21 protein-coding genes and 2 tRNA genes are annotated in these 17,056 nt (G+C 71.2%); 11 read left to right on the forward strand and 12 right to left on the reverse strand.

The window, feature by feature from the left end; all coding sequences use genetic code 11:
- Nucleotides 1–358 precede the first annotated feature (358 nt).
- Nucleotides 359–655: a GYD domain-containing protein gene (locus ACZ466_RS26785; RefSeq protein ID WP_378289571.1), complete on the reverse strand. Its 297-nt coding sequence runs from the start codon at nt 653–655 to the stop codon at nt 359–361.
- A 423-nt stretch (nt 656–1,078) separates the two neighbouring features.
- On the opposite strand from ACZ466_RS26785, the gene ACZ466_RS26790 reads away from it, so the two are divergent.
- Complete coding sequence (locus ACZ466_RS26790) at nt 1,079–1,669, forward strand: DinB family protein (protein ID WP_378289573.1); 591 nt, start codon at nt 1,079–1,081, stop codon at nt 1,667–1,669.
- 175 nt (nt 1,670–1,844) lie between these two features.
- Nucleotides 1,845–2,405 (forward strand): LppU/SCO3897 family protein, encoded by a 561-nt coding sequence (locus ACZ466_RS26795; RefSeq protein ID WP_378289575.1) that lies wholly within the window; start codon nt 1,845–1,847, stop codon nt 2,403–2,405.
- 2 nt (nt 2,406–2,407) lie between these two features.
- On the opposite strand, the gene ACZ466_RS26800 is transcribed toward ACZ466_RS26795, so the two are convergent.
- From ACZ466_RS26800 to ACZ466_RS26835, 8 genes are all read right to left on the reverse strand, one after another.
- Nucleotides 2,408–3,118, reverse strand: coding sequence for a hypothetical protein (locus ACZ466_RS26800; RefSeq protein ID WP_378289577.1), 711 nt, complete (start codon nt 3,116–3,118; stop codon nt 2,408–2,410).
- An 885-nt stretch (nt 3,119–4,003) separates the two neighbouring features.
- Complete coding sequence (locus tag ACZ466_RS26805; RefSeq protein ID WP_378289579.1) at nt 4,004–4,294, reverse strand: hypothetical protein; 291 nt, start codon at nt 4,292–4,294, stop codon at nt 4,004–4,006.
- 3 nt (nt 4,295–4,297) lie between these two features.
- The gene (locus ACZ466_RS26810; RefSeq protein ID WP_378289581.1) at nt 4,298–4,738 is read right to left on the reverse strand and encodes a hypothetical protein; all 441 of its coding nucleotides are present in this window, start codon (nt 4,736–4,738) and stop codon (nt 4,298–4,300) included.
- Nucleotides 4,735–5,325 carry a hypothetical protein gene (locus ACZ466_RS26815; RefSeq protein ID WP_464043980.1) on the reverse strand — a complete coding sequence of 197 codons (591 nt, stop codon included), beginning with the start codon at nt 5,323–5,325 and terminating at the stop codon, nt 4,735–4,737. The genes ACZ466_RS26810 and ACZ466_RS26815 overlap by 4 nt, the downstream gene beginning before the upstream one ends.
- A 34-nt stretch (nt 5,326–5,359) precedes the next feature.
- Nucleotides 5,360–6,223 carry a DUF7192 family protein gene (locus tag ACZ466_RS26820; RefSeq protein WP_378289587.1) on the reverse strand — a complete coding sequence of 288 codons (864 nt, stop codon included), beginning with the start codon at nt 6,221–6,223 and terminating at the stop codon, nt 5,360–5,362.
- Nucleotides 6,220–7,470, reverse strand: a complete 1,251-nt coding sequence (locus ACZ466_RS26825; protein WP_378289589.1) for an AAA family ATPase — start codon at nt 7,468–7,470, stop codon at nt 6,220–6,222. Before ACZ466_RS26825 ends, ACZ466_RS26820 begins: the two co-directional genes overlap by 4 nt.
- 41 nt (nt 7,471–7,511) lie before the next feature.
- A complete protein-coding gene (locus ACZ466_RS26830) occupies nt 7,512–7,772 on the reverse strand; it encodes a cell division protein SepF (RefSeq protein ID WP_378289591.1) in 261 nt (86 codons plus the stop codon).
- Nucleotides 7,772–8,023, reverse strand: coding sequence for a hypothetical protein (locus ACZ466_RS26835; RefSeq protein WP_378289593.1), 252 nt, complete (start codon nt 8,021–8,023; stop codon nt 7,772–7,774). The genes ACZ466_RS26830 and ACZ466_RS26835 overlap by 1 nt, the downstream gene beginning before the upstream one ends.
- Before the next feature lie 74 nt (nt 8,024–8,097).
- On the opposite strand from ACZ466_RS26835, the gene ACZ466_RS26840 reads away from it, so the two are divergent.
- Nucleotides 8,098–8,538, forward strand: coding sequence for a hypothetical protein (locus ACZ466_RS26840; protein WP_378289595.1), 441 nt, complete (start codon nt 8,098–8,100; stop codon nt 8,536–8,538).
- Between the two features lie 7 nt (nt 8,539–8,545).
- Here ACZ466_RS26840 and ACZ466_RS26845 read toward each other — a convergent pair whose 3' ends face one another.
- Nucleotides 8,546–9,499, reverse strand: coding sequence for a hypothetical protein (locus ACZ466_RS26845; protein ID WP_378289597.1), 954 nt, complete (start codon nt 9,497–9,499; stop codon nt 8,546–8,548).
- A gap of 79 nt (nt 9,500–9,578) precedes the next feature.
- Between ACZ466_RS26845 and ACZ466_RS26850 the strand changes: the two genes are divergently transcribed.
- On the forward strand, nt 9,579–10,340 hold the full coding sequence (locus ACZ466_RS26850; protein WP_378289599.1) for a protein phosphatase 2C domain-containing protein: 762 nt from the start codon (nt 9,579–9,581) through the stop codon (nt 10,338–10,340).
- Nucleotides 10,341–10,350: 10 nt separating this feature from the next.
- On the opposite strand, the gene ACZ466_RS26855 is transcribed toward ACZ466_RS26850, so the two are convergent.
- Entirely contained in the window at nt 10,351–11,391 is a 1,041-nt protein-coding gene (locus ACZ466_RS26855) for a hypothetical protein (RefSeq protein WP_378289601.1), read from the reverse strand.
- A gap of 90 nt (nt 11,392–11,481) precedes the next feature.
- Between ACZ466_RS26855 and ACZ466_RS26860 the strand changes: the two genes are divergently transcribed.
- The 6 genes from ACZ466_RS26860 to ACZ466_RS26885 all read left to right on the forward strand — a co-directional run bounded on the left by ACZ466_RS26860 (nt 11,482) and on the right by ACZ466_RS26885 (nt 14,519).
- Nucleotides 11,482–11,554: transfer RNA gene (locus ACZ466_RS26860), tRNA-Thr, on the forward strand.
- A 273-nt stretch (nt 11,555–11,827) separates the two neighbouring features.
- Nucleotides 11,828–11,901 (forward strand) — tRNA-Met (locus ACZ466_RS26865).
- A 123-nt stretch (nt 11,902–12,024) separates the two neighbouring features.
- Nucleotides 12,025–12,189 (forward strand): 50S ribosomal protein L33, encoded by a 165-nt coding sequence (gene rpmG / locus ACZ466_RS26870; RefSeq protein ID WP_018654800.1) that lies wholly within the window; start codon nt 12,025–12,027, stop codon nt 12,187–12,189.
- A gap of 247 nt (nt 12,190–12,436) precedes the next feature.
- Entirely contained in the window at nt 12,437–12,874 is a 438-nt protein-coding gene (locus ACZ466_RS26875; RefSeq protein WP_378289603.1) for a MaoC family dehydratase N-terminal domain-containing protein, read from the forward strand.
- A complete protein-coding gene (locus ACZ466_RS26880) occupies nt 12,874–13,299 on the forward strand; it encodes a MaoC/PaaZ C-terminal domain-containing protein (RefSeq protein ID WP_378289605.1) in 426 nt (141 codons plus the stop codon). Before ACZ466_RS26875 ends, ACZ466_RS26880 begins: the two co-directional genes overlap by 1 nt.
- Nucleotides 13,300–13,436: 137 nt before the next feature.
- Nucleotides 13,437–14,519 (forward strand): UDP-N-acetylmuramate dehydrogenase, encoded by a 1,083-nt coding sequence (locus tag ACZ466_RS26885; RefSeq protein ID WP_378289607.1) that lies wholly within the window; start codon nt 13,437–13,439, stop codon nt 14,517–14,519.
- A gap of 22 nt (nt 14,520–14,541) precedes the next feature.
- Here the strand turns inward: ACZ466_RS26885 and ACZ466_RS26890 are convergent, their stop codons facing one another.
- The gene (locus tag ACZ466_RS26890) at nt 14,542–15,516 is read right to left on the reverse strand and encodes an adenosine deaminase (RefSeq protein ID WP_378289636.1); all 975 of its coding nucleotides are present in this window, start codon (nt 15,514–15,516) and stop codon (nt 14,542–14,544) included.
- 437 nt (nt 15,517–15,953) lie between these two features.
- Here ACZ466_RS26890 and ACZ466_RS26895 point away from each other — a divergent pair, with 437 nt between their 5' ends.
- Nucleotides 15,954–16,892 carry a hypothetical protein gene (locus tag ACZ466_RS26895; protein WP_378289609.1) on the forward strand — a complete coding sequence of 313 codons (939 nt, stop codon included), beginning with the start codon at nt 15,954–15,956 and terminating at the stop codon, nt 16,890–16,892.
- The last annotated feature ends 164 nt before the right edge of the window (nt 16,893–17,056 follow it).

Below are 17,056 nucleotides of genomic sequence, written 5' to 3' on the forward strand. Positions count from 1 at the left end.
AGCGGGGCTTGGCTGGATTTTGAAGCGGTCGATGTGGTCACGAAGGATTCGGACGAGCTCGGGCTGCATCGGGACCATGCGTGTTTCGGCGGGTGCCCGATGCTTGGGCGGTCGATCGCGTGTCGATGGTGTTGCGGTCAGGCGACCGGAGAGCGGACGAGGTCCTTGGGTGGCTCCTGCCCTTCTGAAGGCTCAGCCTCGAAGTGCGGCACGCAACTTTTGGCCGGCTCGGCGCGCTCTGCTGCGTGGAGTGCAGCACCTCTGACGCGTCGCGAGTGCCTTGGCGATGTCGCGCGGCTTGAGGACCAGCCCCGCGGGTGCCTGTGGAACCAGCCGGGCCGGTCCTCTCCGCCCCGGTCTACCCCGTCGCCTTCGCGATGACCTCGGCTATCTCCTCTCGGTCGAAGGCCCGGAAGGTCGTGCTGCGGACATTGCCCAGCTCGGCAGTCCGCAGCATCGCCGCGACAGCGGTTTTGTCATCGGGGGCCTCAATGACGCTCACCAGGTCGTACGGGCCCTCGGTCCAGTAGAGAGCTACGAGCCTCGCCCCCAGCCCCTCCAACGTTGACGTGAAGGCCTCCGACCGCTCGATGGTGGTCTCGTAAGCGCGGATCCCTTGATCCGTCCAATTCAGCAGCGAGATAAAAATCGGCATCTCGTGTCACCTCCTGATAACCACGACGACGCTGATACCCCGCATGTGACCAAGTGAGGCCCTGCCAGTGGTCACGACCGCTCCAAGCCGAGTGCCACACCGGACCTCTTGCAAGGCGGAGCCGTGCCCGAAGATGTCAGCCGGCTTCAGTGAGTCAAGGCTCCCTGGGTGACGGAAGCGAGCTTGTGATGTGGCTCCTTGGAGGCGTTTCCGTTGATGTGATGCCCTGGCAGGGTGTTCACTTTCGGGGTGATTGCGGCCTGTGGAGAAGGGGGAGCCGCGCCCTGTCTGGTCTTTCTGTTTGCCGATTTATTCAGGCTTGGGTGAATTAATTTGTAATAGGTGCTGAAGTTCTGAGGCTTTGTTGGGGTGGTCGGCTTGGTGGGGGGACGCCCAAGATCGAACGGGCGGGAGACTGGGGTCATGACGCCATCGGATCCCAAGGCCGACCTTCGCTTCTACCTGCAGTCCGCTCGGGACGCCCTGCTGTGGAAGCTCGAAGGGCTCTCGGAGTACGACATCCGCCGACCGCGGACGCCGACCGGTACCAACCTCCTGGGGCTGGTGAAACACGTGGCCAGCATGGAGTTGGGCTATCTCGGCGACACCTTCGGCCGGCCGTCCGGCGAGCCGTTGCCCTGGCTCGAGGACGGTGCCGAGCCCAACGCGGACATGTGGGCCACCGCCGACGAGTCACGCGACTACATCGTGGAGCTCTACCGTCGGGCGTGGGCCCATGCGGACGCGACGATCGAGGCGCTCCCACTCGACATGGTCGGGAGAGTGCCGTGGTGGCCAACCGGCAAGGACGAGGTGACGCTGCATCATGCCGTGGTGCGCGTGATCGCTGATACGCAGCGGCATGCCGGGCACGCGGACATCCTCCGGGAACTCACGGACGGCGCCGTGGGGATGCGGCAGGACAACGACAGCATGCCCCCGGGCGACTCGGCTTGGTGGGAGAGCTATCGCAGCCGATTGGAGCGGGCGGCTCGGGAGGCTGGGGGTTCTTGATGGGCCGCCTTCACTTGGTGGCGGACAATGTGCGGACAATTGGTCGGGGGCCCGTGGGCGCTTGATGTTGGTGTTTGTGCAGGTCAAGGGGAGGTGTTTGGCTTTTCTGGGGATGGTGGGGGTGCGGTGCGGTCGTTAGGTTTGTGCGGGGGAGTTGATCCGGAGGATCGAGTGGATGGTGCGGGTTCGGGCACGGCTCGGGGCGATTGTTGTGGTGGTCTTGGCGGGGGCGACCGGGTGCGTTCTTGATGAGGACCATCCAAGGAACGCCTCGCCGGGTGAGTGCCTGGAGGTGAAAGGGCGCGGTGGTACGACCAAGGATCCAGGTGATTTCCGCATCGTTTCTTGCGCCGCGCCGAACGCCGCCCACCATGACCTGGGGCCGGGTGACATCGGCTGCCCCGATAGAACGCCCGGTGAATCCCAGGAATCCCCCTACGGGGAAATCGTTCATAACTCGACATCGCCGAGCGGCAGCGACTGGGCCCTGTGCCTGACGCTGAACGCGAAGACCGGAGACTGCTTCTACCAGCAGGTCGGGTTCCCCGACGGCAGGGTCACCAAGGTGGCGTGCGGCCCGTCGGCGACCTACCGGGTCGTCAACGTGCTGCCGGGCAGGGCCGACATGAACGCCTGCGGCCAGGTCGCCGTCTTTCCGGAGCGCGGCGACCTGGCGCGGCCTCGGGCGTTCGTCTACCCTCGGCCGCCCCTCACGATCTGTACTGACCGTGCCTGACGTCAGCGCAAGAGCGTGTTGCGCAACGTGATGCCGTGCAGGATGCGCAGCCTACGGAGTTCGTAGTAGGCGAGTGCGGAGACCGTCAGCGGCGCCCCCAGCAGCAGCACCAGGGCCAGGAGGCCCGGTATTCCCTTGTAGGCGTCGGTGATCAGGTTGACCAGGGCCGTCACCCAGGACGCCGACACGCTCACGAGCGGCGGCACCACCTCGTGGACGTCGGCGGTCCGGAACACGTTGGTCAGCGACAGGATGATGCCGTAGAGCGCGAAGGGCAGCATCCAGAGGAACAGGATCACGCCACCGGGGATCAGGACGACCGGCCCGACCGCTTCGCGCAGACCCGCGAGGTCGGGCACGGCCGCGAGCACGAAGGTGAACATGGAGCCGAACATCGCCCCGACCGCCATCAGCGGATAGCGGATCCGGCGCGCGAACGCGCCTCGGTTCGGCGGCCGGGCGGCCAGGACGAAACCGCCCACGACCAGCGGCAGCGCGCAGGTGAGGATCAGGACGTTGAGCCAGGCGTCGTTGAACCGCTCACTCGCCAGCTCCTGGGGAGCGGCGGCCCTGTAGACCACGGCGACGGCGAGCAGGACCACGATGCCCGACCAGGCACGGGTGACCTGGAGCGTCCGGACGCGCGGATCGACGATCAGGTCCGGACGCGAGGGGCGGAACACCGCCCGCGCGGCAAGGAAAGGGTTCAACATCCGCAGGATCCGCCCCCCGCGCGTCGGTGGACGCGGGGGCGGCTGGGGCCGCGGCTGCCACTGTGGCGGTGGGTACGGCGGGGGCGGGCCCTGCTGCCAGGGCGGCGGCCCTCCGTATCCGTACTGGGGCGGCCGGCCCTGAGGTGGGATGGGGGGGCCGCTGTCCACCTTGCCCCCACGGCGGACCAGCAGGACCTGTCACAGAACGCTCCTCGGGCGGGGGGCCATCGCCGGGCTTCCGAAAACGTGCCTGGGAGCCGGCTCGGAAATATGATGCATGATCTACGGCGACAATGTAACCCGAATATCGTGCGGCCCCCGGGGAACGGGCATCGGATCGTTGAATGGTCCTGTGCGGGACGGTGGACGTGGTGGAGACGGGTGGTCTTGTCCGGTGCTCCAGGCGAATTGCGTTTGCTCGGTGACGCTTAAAAGCTGGGGCCGGTGCTTTACCGGCCGGGGGTGCGGTTGAGGACCTCGGCTCGGGGTCGGTGGCCAGGGAGTGGTGGCCGATCGCCGTGCAGAAGGTGCCGATCATCTCGCGTGACGGTGCCATGCGCCGCAAGCGTTCGGTGACCGCTTCGTCGACGCTCCCAGCATCGCCTCCAGGTCGGCGAAATGTTCGTCGAAGCCGTCCTTGGCGACGCCGGGCCGCTTCTTCCTCCACCCAGCGGTCGCGCGCACACCGACCCGCGACCTCCACACCGTCCTTGCGGGCGCGCGGTGCGCTGGAAGTTCGGCGCTCTGGTTGGCTGGGACGAATCCGCGGGGCCAGCCGCTGCGCGAGACCGTGGACGCCTCCGACGGTTCGCCGACCAGTCCGTCCACGGCCTGCACCTGGGGTGGGTGCCGACCGGCGACGGCGGCCGCCCCTGATCGTCGCCGTCAGTCTCCGAGGAACCAGAGCTGGCGGTGTGCTCCGGCGCTCACGTGCTCGCAGAGGCGTTTCAGCTCGTCCCGGATCTCGGGGACCAGGGGGTTGTCCTCCGGCAGGCCGTCCAGTTCTTCGGCCAGCGAGGACACCTGCGAGCTGTTGAACATGGTGTCGGCGTAGGGCAGCAGATGCCTGAGCATCGGAATGCGGCTCTGGTCCAGGCCGTCCAGCCAGAAGATGTCGATTCCACGGCTGCCTCTGGCGATGGTCTTGCCGAATTCCTGGACCTGGTAGTCGATCACGCGTCAGAGGGGGATGGGGTGGTGGCTTAGGGCTGTGTCGACGATCTGTTCGGGGGTGGCGGACTCCAGTTCGGGGGGTGGCCAGAAGATCAGGTCGCTGACGGTGGGGTGGCTCGTGTTGGTCTCCAGGAGGAGCAGGTACCAGTCCTGGTCCGGGTGGCTCGTCTGGATCCTGCGGACGATCTCCACGAGTTCGTCCCGGGTGATGTCGGGGACGCGGGGATACGCGGGCCGCAGCGCGCGCAGGGCGGCCTCCTCGCGGGATTCGGCGCCCCAGTACTCGCGGAAATCCTCGTACGAGTGGCCGGTCGTCTCCGCGAACGCGGCCTCCGCCTCGCGGGCGGCGTCCCCCCTCAGGGCCGCGATCCTGTCGATCTCACGGCCCAGCTCCTCGATGCGCTCGGGGCTGACCTGCGGGGGCAGCAGTTCGGGACGGAGGTTCATGCGCGTTTCTCGCGTTCCGCGTCGATGAGCTCCTGGGTGAGTTCCTCCGGGTCCACCGCGTAGTCGGGGTCGTGGAGGGCGTCGTAGTCGCGGGTGCTGAGGGGCAGGCCCAGTTCGGCGAGCTGGTCGGCCAGTTGGGCGAAGGCTAGGCGTTCGTCCGGCTCGTCTTGGTAGTGGGCCCGTTCTGAGGCGCAGGCTTCGGCCAGGTTGCGGCCTGCCAGGCCCCAGTACGTGAACTCGGTGTCGAGTTCGAGGACGGGCGGAGGGCGGTCCGCGGGCTCGCCGGGGTGCATCCAGTAGCCGATCCAGCCCTTGCCGCCCTCGGCCACGAATTTGGCGTACTTGCTCATCTCCGCGGCGCCGGCGTTGATGGCCTGCATCTCGGGGTCGGCGAGTTCCTTCTCGCTGAGGTAGCTGGTGTCGAGCAATGGGCCGGGCGTCCCCGGTTCCAGGAACGTGATGTCGAGGAGGAACTGGAAGTCGGTTCGGCCCTCCCACTGCGCCACCAGCATCGTGCGCAGGTCGTCGGGGATCTGCCGGCCGTCCAGACGCTCGCGGGAGAACTCGGCGAGCCGCTCTTCGTACATGCCGGACGACGATAGCGGCGGCCTCCGACAGTTCTCAGCGCAGCAGCCCCAGGCTGGTGAACATCTCCCGGCACCAGGACAGCGCGGAGTCCGCCGTCTCCCACTGGGGATCGTCCGGCGACAGGTACGGGAGTATGTACGGGTCGGTGACGCCCTCGGGGAGGTCCTCCGGGAAGCAGCCGTTCGGCGGCTGTCCGTAGCGCGCGTCGTACATGCGGCGGGCGACCGGTGGGGCGGCGCTGTCCCACACGGCGAACCAGAGGCGGCGCAGCAGCGCGGGATGCGCCATGACGAACATCAGCCGTCCCATGTCCAGCGGTTCCGCCGTGGAGATGATCCGCGCCACCGAGGCGAACCGGTCGGTCCGGCTCACGTACGGGCAGAAGCCGGACCAGATCTCGACGCTGTGCCCGGACGCGGTGATCGACGAGCACAGCGCGGCCAGTGCCACGCCCCGGTTGTGGACGGCCGAGTGCGGGGTGGTGTTGACGTATCCGGCCGGGACGAGAAATGTCACCACGCGGCCGCGCGCCGAGATGCGCTGCGGTACCGCGTCCACCATGCACTCCGGTTCGCCGCTCAGGTAGGCGCCGACGTCGACCTCGCTGCCGGTCACGTCCCAGGCGGGGACCAGGGCCGTCGTCAGCACGTCGTTCTCGACCCGTTCGCGCAGCTCGGCGACCTCGGCGTGCACCTCGGGGAGCACGGTGGTCCAGCCGTCCCTGGCCAGGCGCAGCGCCTCGTCCCAGGTCGCGCCGGCCCACGCGTCGAGGCAGTGGCGGCCGTCCCCGTTCTCGATGGTGTCGGGCGCGCGGGCCCGGTCCACGAACTCCTGCCAGGACCACATCGGGTGAAGCGCGTGGACGGTGTCGCCGGGACGCGGGTCGTCCTGGCTCATCCCAGCCCGTCCTCTGCCAGCTCCAGGGCCGAGCGGTGGGCGGCCGACATGCCGCGCGCCACCCGCCACCGGATGGCCTGCTCCACGCTCGCCCCCGCCTGGAGCAGCTTGGCCGCGTCGATGCTGGCCCGGGGCGAGAACATCACCGGCAGCCGTTTCTCCGCAGCCGTGGCGCGCAGCCGCCGCACCTCCTCGATCACCCGCCGGGCGTCGGCGGCCTGGGACGGCGCGTGCGCGAGCGCGATGCGCTCCTCCAGGTCCTCGTCGACCGGGACGTCGATGATGGTGAAGCGGTCGAGCGTCGCCGCGTCCAGCGCCTGGCGGCCCACGTACTGGCGGTCGCCGCCGGTGCCGTAGGTGTTGGCGGTGGCGACGAGGCGGAAGTCCGGATGCGCGGTGACCATGCCGTCGGCGAAGGCGCAGGAGCGGATGGACAGGGCCTGGTTCAGCTCCGCGAGCAGGCCGGGGTGGCCGCTGTCGAGCTCGTCGAGCAGCATCAGCCCGCCGTCTTCGAAGGCGCGGCGGAAGGGCGTCGCGTGGTAGTGGCCGTGCGCGTCGTAGTAGCCGAAGATCTTGCTCATCGGTGTCGTCGGGCCGAGGGACAGGGCGTGGAACTCCTGCCCGAACGCCTCCGCCGCCTGCCGCGCCATCATCGACTTCCCGGTGCCGGCCGGGCCCACCAGCAGGACGTGGCAGCCGGCGCCGAGCGCGAGCAGCACGTCCGGGAGCACCGCGTGGGTGTGGCCGCCGACGCGGACCGGGTCGGCGGCGCCCGCCACCCTGACCTCCACGACGGGCGGGACCGTCTCGGCGGCGGTCTCGGCGACGACGCGGGCCGACTCCTCGCGGGCGAACCGCGCGACCGACCGCGTCATCTCCTCGCGCGCCTCCTCCAGTGCCTCCCAGGCGTCCTTCAACTCCTCATCGACCGCCGCGCGCGCCGCCTCCAGCGTCCTGGCCGCCGACTCGGCGGTGAGGCCGGACGCCGTCTTCTCGGCGACCTCCCGCGCGGTGCGGGCGGCGGTCTCCCCGGCCGCGGACTCGGCGGCCCGGACGATCTCCTCGGCGTGAGCGACGCGCTCGTCGGCGATCGCACGGGCGACCTCGGTGGCCACGCGCCGCGCGGTCCGCTCCATGGTCTGCTCGGCGTAGGGCGTCCTGGCGAGGGCGTCGGCGTAGCGCATGACGGTCTCGAACGCGATGGCGCCCGCGATCTGGCGGACGTCCGCCCTGGCTTTCTCACGCATGCCGACCATGATGGGCGCGCCGCCCGGGGCCCCTCCCGGGGCTACTCGGTCGTGACGGGCTCCGGGACGACCGCGGGACGCGCCAGCCCGGCGGGGATCAGCAGGAAGACCCTGGGGCCCAGCCGGTCCATGTCGCCGCCGCGGCCGAAGACCAGGCCCGCGGCGAAGTCCACGAACTGCTTGGCGACGTCATCGGACAGCGCGGTCAGGTCCATCACGACCGGGACGCGCTTGTTCCGGAAGAAGTGGCCCACGTGCAGGGCCTCGTTGTAATCGCGCGGGCGGAGCGTCTTGACCATCATCAGGCCAGTGTGTCCGGACGCGCTTCGTACGTCTGCCTCACCGTCTCCCGCACCTCCATCCACAGGTCGTCCTTGGGGGAGCCCTCCAGGCCCTCGGCCCTGTAGACGGCTTCGGTGAACGCGTCCACGTCCGTGGGCGGTGAAGTGCGGAGCGCGGCCTGTTCGTCCGGGGGGAGGCAGAAGCCCAGGCGGACGCACAGGTCGTACAGGAGCGCGCCGATGTCTTCGGGGGACGGCTCGGAAAGGGTCACGGGGCAATCGTGCCTCAGAGCCTGGACTTTCGCCTCGCCGGTGAGGAGGCCGGAGCGGCGGGTACGGGTGAGCCATGTCTAGTGATCTCGAGGCCGCGCCGACCGACCCGGTGGAGCCCGACGAGGCGACCGTGGAGGCGCTGGGCGAGTTGAGCAAGGCGCGCGAGACCGTGGAGCGGGCCCGCGCGCACCTGTACGCGTTCCATCAGCTCATCGGGACGGCGGACTTCACGCTGGGGGACGCGGCCGACCATCTCGCCGAGGCGGGCCACCGCGAGCAGGCGGAGGAACTGCATCGGGAGCTGGTCGGCCGGAACGTGCTGCGCGGCCGATGGACCTTCCAGGTGGTGGAGGAGTTCGAGGACGTCTACTACGACGTGTTCCGGCGCCTGGAACAGCGGGTGCATGACGAACTCGCCGGAGGGCGGCGGCACCTGTACGAGGCGCGGCTCAAGGAGCGGCGCCGCAGCAAGGGGCACCCCGGCCACGAGGCGACCCCCGAGGACGTCCCATAGGTAAGGGTCAGCCGTGGTCGCGCATCCACAGGTCGATGAGCTCGTTGCTCTCGGCGGTGAGGGCGGCGACGCTCTTCTCCTCGTGGTCGACCTCGATCCCGACGTGGCGCAGGTCGGGCACCAGGCCGCTGCGGAGGGCATCGTCCTCGGGCAGGGCCTCGTACGCCCCGGCGCGCCACCAGTAGACCCGGGACGTGAGGGGCTTCTCGCCCTTCTCCACATGGGTGCGGGCGAGGGCCTGCATGGTCTCCATCGCGGCGAACAGGTGGGTGCCGCCGATCTCGTGCACGATCACGTACTCCGGGATCGGGAAGGTGATCAGCGCGCCGTAGGGGGCCGGGCCCAGGTACCGCCTGAGGACGTGCACGTGGGAGCCGACGTAGCGGTGCGTCTCCCCGATGTGCAGGATCGGCACGTCCCACAGCGTGTCGGTCTTGGTGTAGTGCGGCTCCTTCTCGATGGAGGTGCGCAGGGCCGCGCCGAAGACCTCGTTCTCGGGGGTGTCGCCGATCGAGGACCGGTTGAGCGGCATGAGCGAGTCGGGGTAGTCGACGACGACGGTCTGGAGCAGGCCGGGCGCGAGCGGGCGGGTCACCAGGGCCTCGCGCATCCCGGGGACGGCCTCGAGCTCCTCCTCGGTGTAGAGCCGCACCCGGAGCGTCTCCTCGGCGATCAGGCGGTCGATCTCCGAGTGCTCCCGGACGCGCTGGACGTCCTGGGCGCGGTCCTCCCCACTGTTCTCGATCTTCCGCAGGAAGCCGCGGACGAACCCCGCGGCGTTGTCCGGAAGATCGCCCCGGGAGTTGCGGCCCGCGAACGCGCGCCACTCGCCGATGTCGAGGGGGCCGCTCGGGCCGCCGGGCAGGGTCACGACGAGGGAGTCGGGGTTCTCCAGCCTGGCCTCGTATCCCTGGTCCGCGAAGGCCTGGACCAGTGCGTCGCCGATGATGTCGGGCGTCATCGTTCTCCTATCTTGATCGGGATACCGGCTTTGGACTCGTGGCCACCGCGGCGGGTTCCGCTGGGGTAGACCTTTGTGCGTGCGGGTGAGCTATGCGACCGAGGCCACGCCGGGCCTGGTGAACGAGGACCACGTCGTGGCGGGCCCGGGGTGGGCGGTGGTGCTGGACGGCGCGACGCCCCGTCCCGGGGTGGACAGCGGGTGCGCGCACGGGCCCGGGTGGCTCGTCCGGCGCCTCGGGGGAGCGCTGGCGGCGCGGCTGGCCCTGGAGGAGGCCAGGCCGCTGGCGGATCTGCTGGCGGAGTCCATCAAGAGCGTCGCGGAGCTGCACGCGGGCGGCTGCGACCTGGACAACCGGGACAGCCCGTCCGCGACCGTGGCGATGCTGCGCTGGGGCAGTGGTGCGGTGGAGTGGCTGGTACTGGCCGACTCGCCCGTACTCCTCGACCTGGAGGACGGCGGTGTACGGGCCGTACGGGACGACCGCCTGGAACACCTCCCCAGCTACACGACCGAGGCCGTACGGGCGGCGCGCAACAGCCCCGGCGGGTTCTGGGTGGCGAGCACCCGGCCCGAGGCGGCGTACGAGGCGGTCACCGGTGAGGCCCAGGGCGTGCGGCGTGCGGCGCTGCTCAGCGACGGGGCGGCGCGCCTGGTCGAACGGTTCGGGGTCCTGGAGTGGGACGGCCTGCTCGACCTGCTCGACCGGGAGGGCCCGCACGAGGTGATCCGCCGCACCCGGGAGGCCGAACGCGGGACGCGGGTGGACGGGCGCCGGGGCAAACGCTTCGACGACGCCACCGCCGTGCTCGTCCACCTCGCCGAGACCCGCGACCCCTGACCCGTGGACGTCAGGCGCCGACGGGGTTCTTGGCGGGGGCGACGTGCGGCCACCAGCCCGCCAGGTCCTCGGGGTAGTGCATCCCGTCGACGCTGAGGGCCGCGGTCATCATCGGGTGCTTGCGGCCGGCCGGGAAGTGGCGCTCGTACGACGGCGGGTCCAGCACGACGACGCGGGTGCCGTTGACCGCCGGGATGTCGGCGGGCACGCCCTCGTTGTAGATCCACTCGCCGTGCGCGTCGACCAGGTTCCACGGGCTGGTGACGATCGGGCGGCCGGGCGGGGTCTCGGCGTCCAGGAAGCAGGCGACGATCTCGGGCGCGGGCGGGGTGCCGGGCATCCCGCCGGGACGGCCCTGCAACGCCCCCGCCAGCAGGGTGTGCAGCTGGAAGTTGTCGCCGATGCCGCCGATGGTGACCGTCCAGCCCTGGCGGCTCGCCCGGTCCAGGACCAGCAGCCGCTCGCCGTCGATGACGCGCAGCAGCAGGGCGACCCAGCCCATCTTCTCGCAGTGCTCGGCCAGCCCGCCGGTGAGCGCCGCCTTGGCCTCGCGGTCGGCGACGCCGGCGCGCAGGCCGGGCGAGCGGGACAGCATGGTGTTGGCGGAGAGGGCGAACCGCTCCATCGAGAACCAGGCCATCATCGCGCCGACCGGGTCGGGCAGGTGCGGGCCGACGGTGTCGACGATCTCCTGGGACGGCTGCCCGTCGGGAGACGGGGGCGTGCCACCGGTGGCCGTGCGCCAGGCGCCGGCGAACTCGGCGGAGGCGGTGGCGACCTCGATCGTCCTGGCCAGCACGGGCTCGTCCACGCCGAAGGCGGTGGCGCCGTTCTCCACCCAGGCCCCCGCCATGATCGCGAGCCAGCAGCCGAGGTTGGGCGGCGCGGCGGCGATCCCCTCGCCCATCTTCATCGTCGCCAGGTTGAGCACGACCGGGGGCAGTCCCTGGGACTCGTTCATCACCTGGGGCATCAGGTCGCTGAACGCCTGGTCCTCGGCCGTGGCGGCGCGGACCATGGCGTCGACGCGCTGGAGGAAGGTGTCGCTCATGGGTGATCAGCCTGGCACAGGCGCGGGGCGCCAAACGATTTCGCAAGTGGTCCCCGGGCCGTGTATGGTTTCACTGCGCGAACGACGCAAGCCCCTTTAGCTCAGTCGGCAGAGCGTCTCCATGGTAAGGAGAAGGTCTACGGTTCGATTCCGTAAAGGGGCTCGGTAGCGCGAAGGCCGTTCCGAAGGAACTTCGGAACGGCCTTCGATCGTTTCCGGGTGTCGCCGGTTTCGCACCGTCCATGCGCCTGTGATACCGTCCCACCGGTCCCAGCGGACGATTCCCAGGTCACCGGCTCGACCGGCAGCCCGGGGAGCGGTGCGCGGCGACCGGCCTCGACGCTCGGATCCCGATCGGCAAGATCCCGGATCCTCGCGTTTCCGGGCTCCGGTGTACATCCGGTATCCTTGCATTCCGGTCGACACCGACCATCACGGCGGGGTAGCTCAGTCAGGCAGAGCAAGCGGCTCATAATCGCTGTGTCGCCGGTTCAAGTCCGGCCCTCGCTACTACCGGTCCTTCCCGTCCCCGACAGGGGCGGGTCGGCTGGTGCTCGCAGTCGCGGCCGCCCTTCCGGGGCGGCCGAGGATCGCAACGCTGTCCGATGTCCCTAGTCAGAAAGGCACTCCATCGTGGCTGCCACCGACGTACGGCCGAAGATCACGCTGGCCTGCCAGGAGTGCAAGCACCGCAACTACATCACGCGGAAGAACCGGCGCAACGACCCGGACCGCCTCGAGATCAAGAAGTACTGCCCCAACTGCAGGTGCCACCGCGCGCACCGCGAGACCCGATAACCGGGCCGTCGCACCGGCAGGGTCCGGCCCGGGGTGAGCACCGGCCGCCGCGCATGACGGCGGACATGGTCTGCACGCTTGCCTCTTTCCTTCAGCCCGTTCTCGCATCGACCCGCGAGGACGGGCTGAACGTCATTCTGTTACCGTCCGTCCCAGATTGGAACGACGGGTCCGGGCGAGGGCGGGCGGCTCACCGCCCCGGAGACCCGGCCCCCCGCCCCGTTCGACCGTGAAGGGACAGGACCGCATGCCACTCAACCGTGATTTCATCGGGCGGAGCTACCCGCCCAGCGAGCCCTACGAGGTCAGCCGGGTGAAGATCCGCGAGTTCGCGCAGGCGATCGGTGACGAGAACCCGATCTACCGCGACCCTGAGGCGGCCAAGGCCGCCGGTCACCCCGACGTGATCGCCCCCCCGACCTTCCCGATCGTGCTGTCGCTGAGCAACGCCGGGATGTCCGACCCCGAGCTCGGGCTCAACTACGCGATGGTGCTGCACGGCGAGCAGCGCTTCGAGTACACCCGCCCGCTGCGCGCCGGGGACGTGGTGACCGCCACCTCCACGATCACCGAGATCCGCTCGATCGGGAACAACGAGAAGATGGTCCTGGAGACCGAGATCGCCACGGTCGAGGGCGAGCTGATCTGCAAGAGCTACAACACCGTCGTGGAGCGTGGGGCCTGATGACCGCCAACGTGAAGTACGCCGACGTCGAGGCCGGCACCGAGATCCCGGCGCGGACGTTCGCGGTCGACCGCGCCGACCTGGTCAAGTACGCGGGCGCGTCCGGAGACTTCAACCCCATCCACTGGCGCGAGTCGACCGCCAAGGCCGTCGGGCTGCCGGACGTCATCGCGCACGGCATGTTCACCATGGCGCAGGGCGGCCGGTTCGTCACCGACTGGGTGGGCGACCCGGGCGCGGTGGTCGACTACGGGGTACGGTTCTCCTCGCCGGTCGTGGTGCCCGACGAGGGCGGTGCGACGCTGGAGATCAGCGGCCTGGTGGAGGAGAAGCTCGCCGACAACAAGGTCGTCGTCGCGCTCACCGCCCGGTCCAACGAGCAGAAGGTCCTCACGCGCGCCAAGGCGGTCGTCCGGCTCGCCTGAGGACGGCAGGCCCCGATCGCGTGGGCCGCGGGACGGGCACCGGCCCCGCCCGCCCGGGCCGGACGGCCCGGGGGCGCGCCGGCCGGCCGCCGCGGACCCGGCCCACGCGATCACGCGCGCACGGGAGGGGAGACCACGTGGCGGTGTTCGCTGAAGAGGTGAACCTGGCCGGATACACCACGCTCCGGCTGGGCGGCCCCGCCCGCCGGTTCGTCGAGGCCACGACCGAGTCCGAGCTGGTCGCGGCGGTCCGCCGCGCCGACGACGAGGGCGAGCCGGTGCTGGTGCTCGGCGGCGGCAGCAACCTGGTGGTCTCCGACGACGGCTTCCCCGGCACGGTGGTGCGGGTCGCCACCCGCGGCGTCGAGCGCTCCCCGGGCGACGACGGCCGGCTGTGCGTCCGCGTGCAGGCGGGCGAGGAGTGGGAGCCGTTCGTGGCCCGCTGCGTCGAGGACGGGCTGTCGGGGGTGGAGTGCCTGTCGGGCATCCCCGGCCGGGTCGGCGCCACCCCGATCCAGAACGTCGGCGCCTACGGGCAGGACGTCAGCGAGACGATCGTGCGCGTCCGCGCCTACGACAGGCGCGCCCGCACTGTGGTGGACCTGGACCGCGAGGCATGCCGGTTCACCTACCGCAACAGCGCGTTCAAGGGCGACGACCGGTACGTGGTGCTGGAGGTCGCCTACGCGCTGCGCGAGGCGGAGGAGTCCCGGCCGATCGCGTACGCGGAGCTGGCCCGCAAGCTCGGCGTCCAGCCCGGCGCGACCGTCCCCCTCAAGGAGGCCCGTGACGCCGTGCTGGAGCTGCGGCGCGGCAAGGGCATGGTCCTCGACCCCGCCGACCCCGACACGCGCAGCGCCGGTTCCTTCTTCACCAACCCGATCCTGGACGCCGCCCGCCTGGCCGACCTGGAACGCCGCGTCGCCGAACGGCTCGGCCCCGACGCAGCCTTCCCCCGGTACCCCGAGAGCCCCGGCCCGGACGGGCAGCCGCGCACCAAGACCTCGGCGGCCTGGCTGATCGACAAGGCCGGGTTCACGAAGGGGCACGAACGCGGACCGGTCCGCATCTCCGGCAAGCACACCCTCGCCCTCACCAACCCCGGCGGCGGCCGCACCGCCGACCTGCTCGCGCTGGCCCGGGAGGTCCGCGACGGCGTCCGGGCGGCGTTCGGGGTCGAGCTGGTCAACGAACCGGTCCTCGTCGGCGTCCAGCTCTGACCCCCTGACCGCGGGCCCGCGGTCAGGCCCGCTGCGTGGACGGCTCGGCGCGCAGCCAGGCGTCGACGTCGGCCAGCAGCCGCGCCCGCACCGAGTCGGGGGCGGCCGAACCGCGGATCGACTGGCGGGCCAGCTCGGCCAGCTCGGCGTCGCCGAAGCCGTGCTCGGTGCGGGCCAGCTCGTACTGCCGCACCAGCCGCGACCCGAACAGCAGCGGGTCGTCGGCGCCCAGCGCCATCCGCGCGCCCGCCTCGTACAGGGCGCGCAGCGGCACGTCCGCCGCCGTCGCCGCCACCCCGAGGCTCACATTGGACGCCGGGCACACCTCCAGCGTCACCCCGCGGTCCACGATCCGCTCCAGCAGCCGCGGCTCCTCCACGGCCCGCACGCCGTGCCCGAGCCGGTCGGCCGACAGCGTCTCCAGGCACTCCCGCACGCTGCCGGGGCCGAGCAGCTCGCCGCCGTGCGGCACCGACAGCAGCCCGCCGCGCCGCGCGATCCGGAACGCGCCCTCGAAGTCGTAGGCCCGCCCCCGCCGCTCGTCGTTGGACAGCCCGAACCCGACCACGCCCCGGCCGGCGTAGCGCACCGCCAGCCGCGCCAGCGTCTTGGCGTCCAGCGGGTGCCGGGTGCGGTTGGCGGCGATCACCACGCCGATGCCGACACCGGTGGCCTCCTCCGCCTCGCGGACGGCGTCCAGCACCAGCTCCACCGTCGGGGTCAGCCCGCCGAAGCGCGCCGCGTAGCCGCTGGGGTCCACCTGGATCTCCAGCCAGCCCGACCCCTCGGCGGCCTCGTCCTCCGCCGTCTCCCGCACCAGCCGCCGCAGATCGCCGGGGGTGCGCAGGACGGAACGGGCGATGTCGTACAGGCGCTGGAACCGGAACCAGCCGCGCTCGTCGGTGGCCCGCAGCCGGGGCGGCCAGTCCTCCACCAGCGCGTCCGGCAGGTGCACCTCGTGCGCGGCGGCCAGCTCCACCAGCGTGGAGTGCCGCATCGAACCGGTGAAGTGCAGATGCAGGTGGGCCTTGGGGAGGGCGGCGAGATCGCGCGCGGCGCCCCCCGCGTCGAGGCCGTCGAGGGCGGCGAGCCGCGGATGGTCGTGAACGTGGCGGGGTGATGCGAGACGGGCCTCCATGACCCAATGTTGCCGGATCGGCGTCTCCACGGAACCCCCGGCTCACCAGGATCATCAGTCCGGACTATGCGCGATGGCACGCGGCGGCCATGCCGCCCATGACCACGCGCCCATCCCGTTCGGGACGTCCCTAACCCGAAACCCGGTCGCGCACTCCCGCACAGGTCGTCACGCCGCGCACCCGCCGCCTCGCGCAGCGTCCGAAAAAACTTCCGGCAACCCGTGCAACCCCGCTCGGGGGCCGCGCGTATATGGGGGGCGCAAGAGAGATTCGCAAGGGCAGAAGGGACGCAGAGATGATTTCGCTCAAGGCCGCCGTGATCACCGCCTCGACCGTGGGGGCCGTCGCCGTCGGCGGTGTCACGTGGGCCTCGGTCGCCCAGCCCGACGCCGCCCCCGTTTCCGCGCACGACAAGCTCCCCGCCACCGTGCAGAAGGCCAAGGAGGCCGCTCCCAAGACCGCGCCGACCTGCCTGCCCGCCGCGGAGCTCAAGAAGAAGGCCGCGGAGCTCGCCAGGAAGGGCCAGCAGACCGCCGAGCAGGGCGCCGGCGCCGCCGCCGGCGCCCAGCGGCAGGTGCCCGACGTCAAGGACAAGCTGCCCGCCGACGCCAAGCCGGGCACCTCCATCCAGACCGCGCCCGCCGGCAAGGCTCAGGTCCCCGCCGCCAAGCCGGGCGTCCCGCAGGCCGACCTGCCCGCCTGCCCGCCCGCCGCCCCCGGCGCGCGCACCCTGCCCAAGCCCGACGCCAAGGCCCCCGCCGCGCCGCAGGCCCCCGCCGTCCCGTCGGTCTCCGACCTCAATTGCGACAAGCTCGCCCCGGCCGTCCCGGCCGGCGGTACCGTCGAGCGGGCCATCATGCTGCCCAAGGGCCTCAAGCACGCCGGCAACAAGGCCGCCGCCAAGCCCCTGGGCGCCAAGCAGCAGCTCTGCTCGGTGACGCAGAAGTGGGTCTCCGGGGCCGGCACCGGCTCCTGGATCACGGTCGAGCGGATCAAGACCCCCGCGCAGACCAGCGAGCAGCAGCTGCGCCAGGCGCTGAAGCTGCCCGAGGGCGGCCGCACCACCGCCGTCAACGGCACCGTCGTGTGGCAGGCCCCGGCCGGGCAGAGCGGCGTGCTGCTGTTCGACCCGGCGGGCTACTCGCTGTTCGTCAACGGCAGCCCGGTCCTGTCGTCCGCCGGCCTCCAGGACGTGGCCCAGAAGGTCGCCGCCGCGTCCAAGACCGCCCGGTGACGCCTCCGGCGCTCACCAGGCACGCCGCACACGGCACGCACGCGGCGCGCGGTACGTGCGCGCCGCGCGGCGCTCAGTAAGAACGCGGCGCCCGCGACCGCGCGGCGCGCCAGCAAGACGCGGCGGGGCGGCCCCTGCGCGGGGGGCCGCCCCGCCGACCCGGT

The organism is Actinomadura rugatobispora (assembly GCF_055379765.1).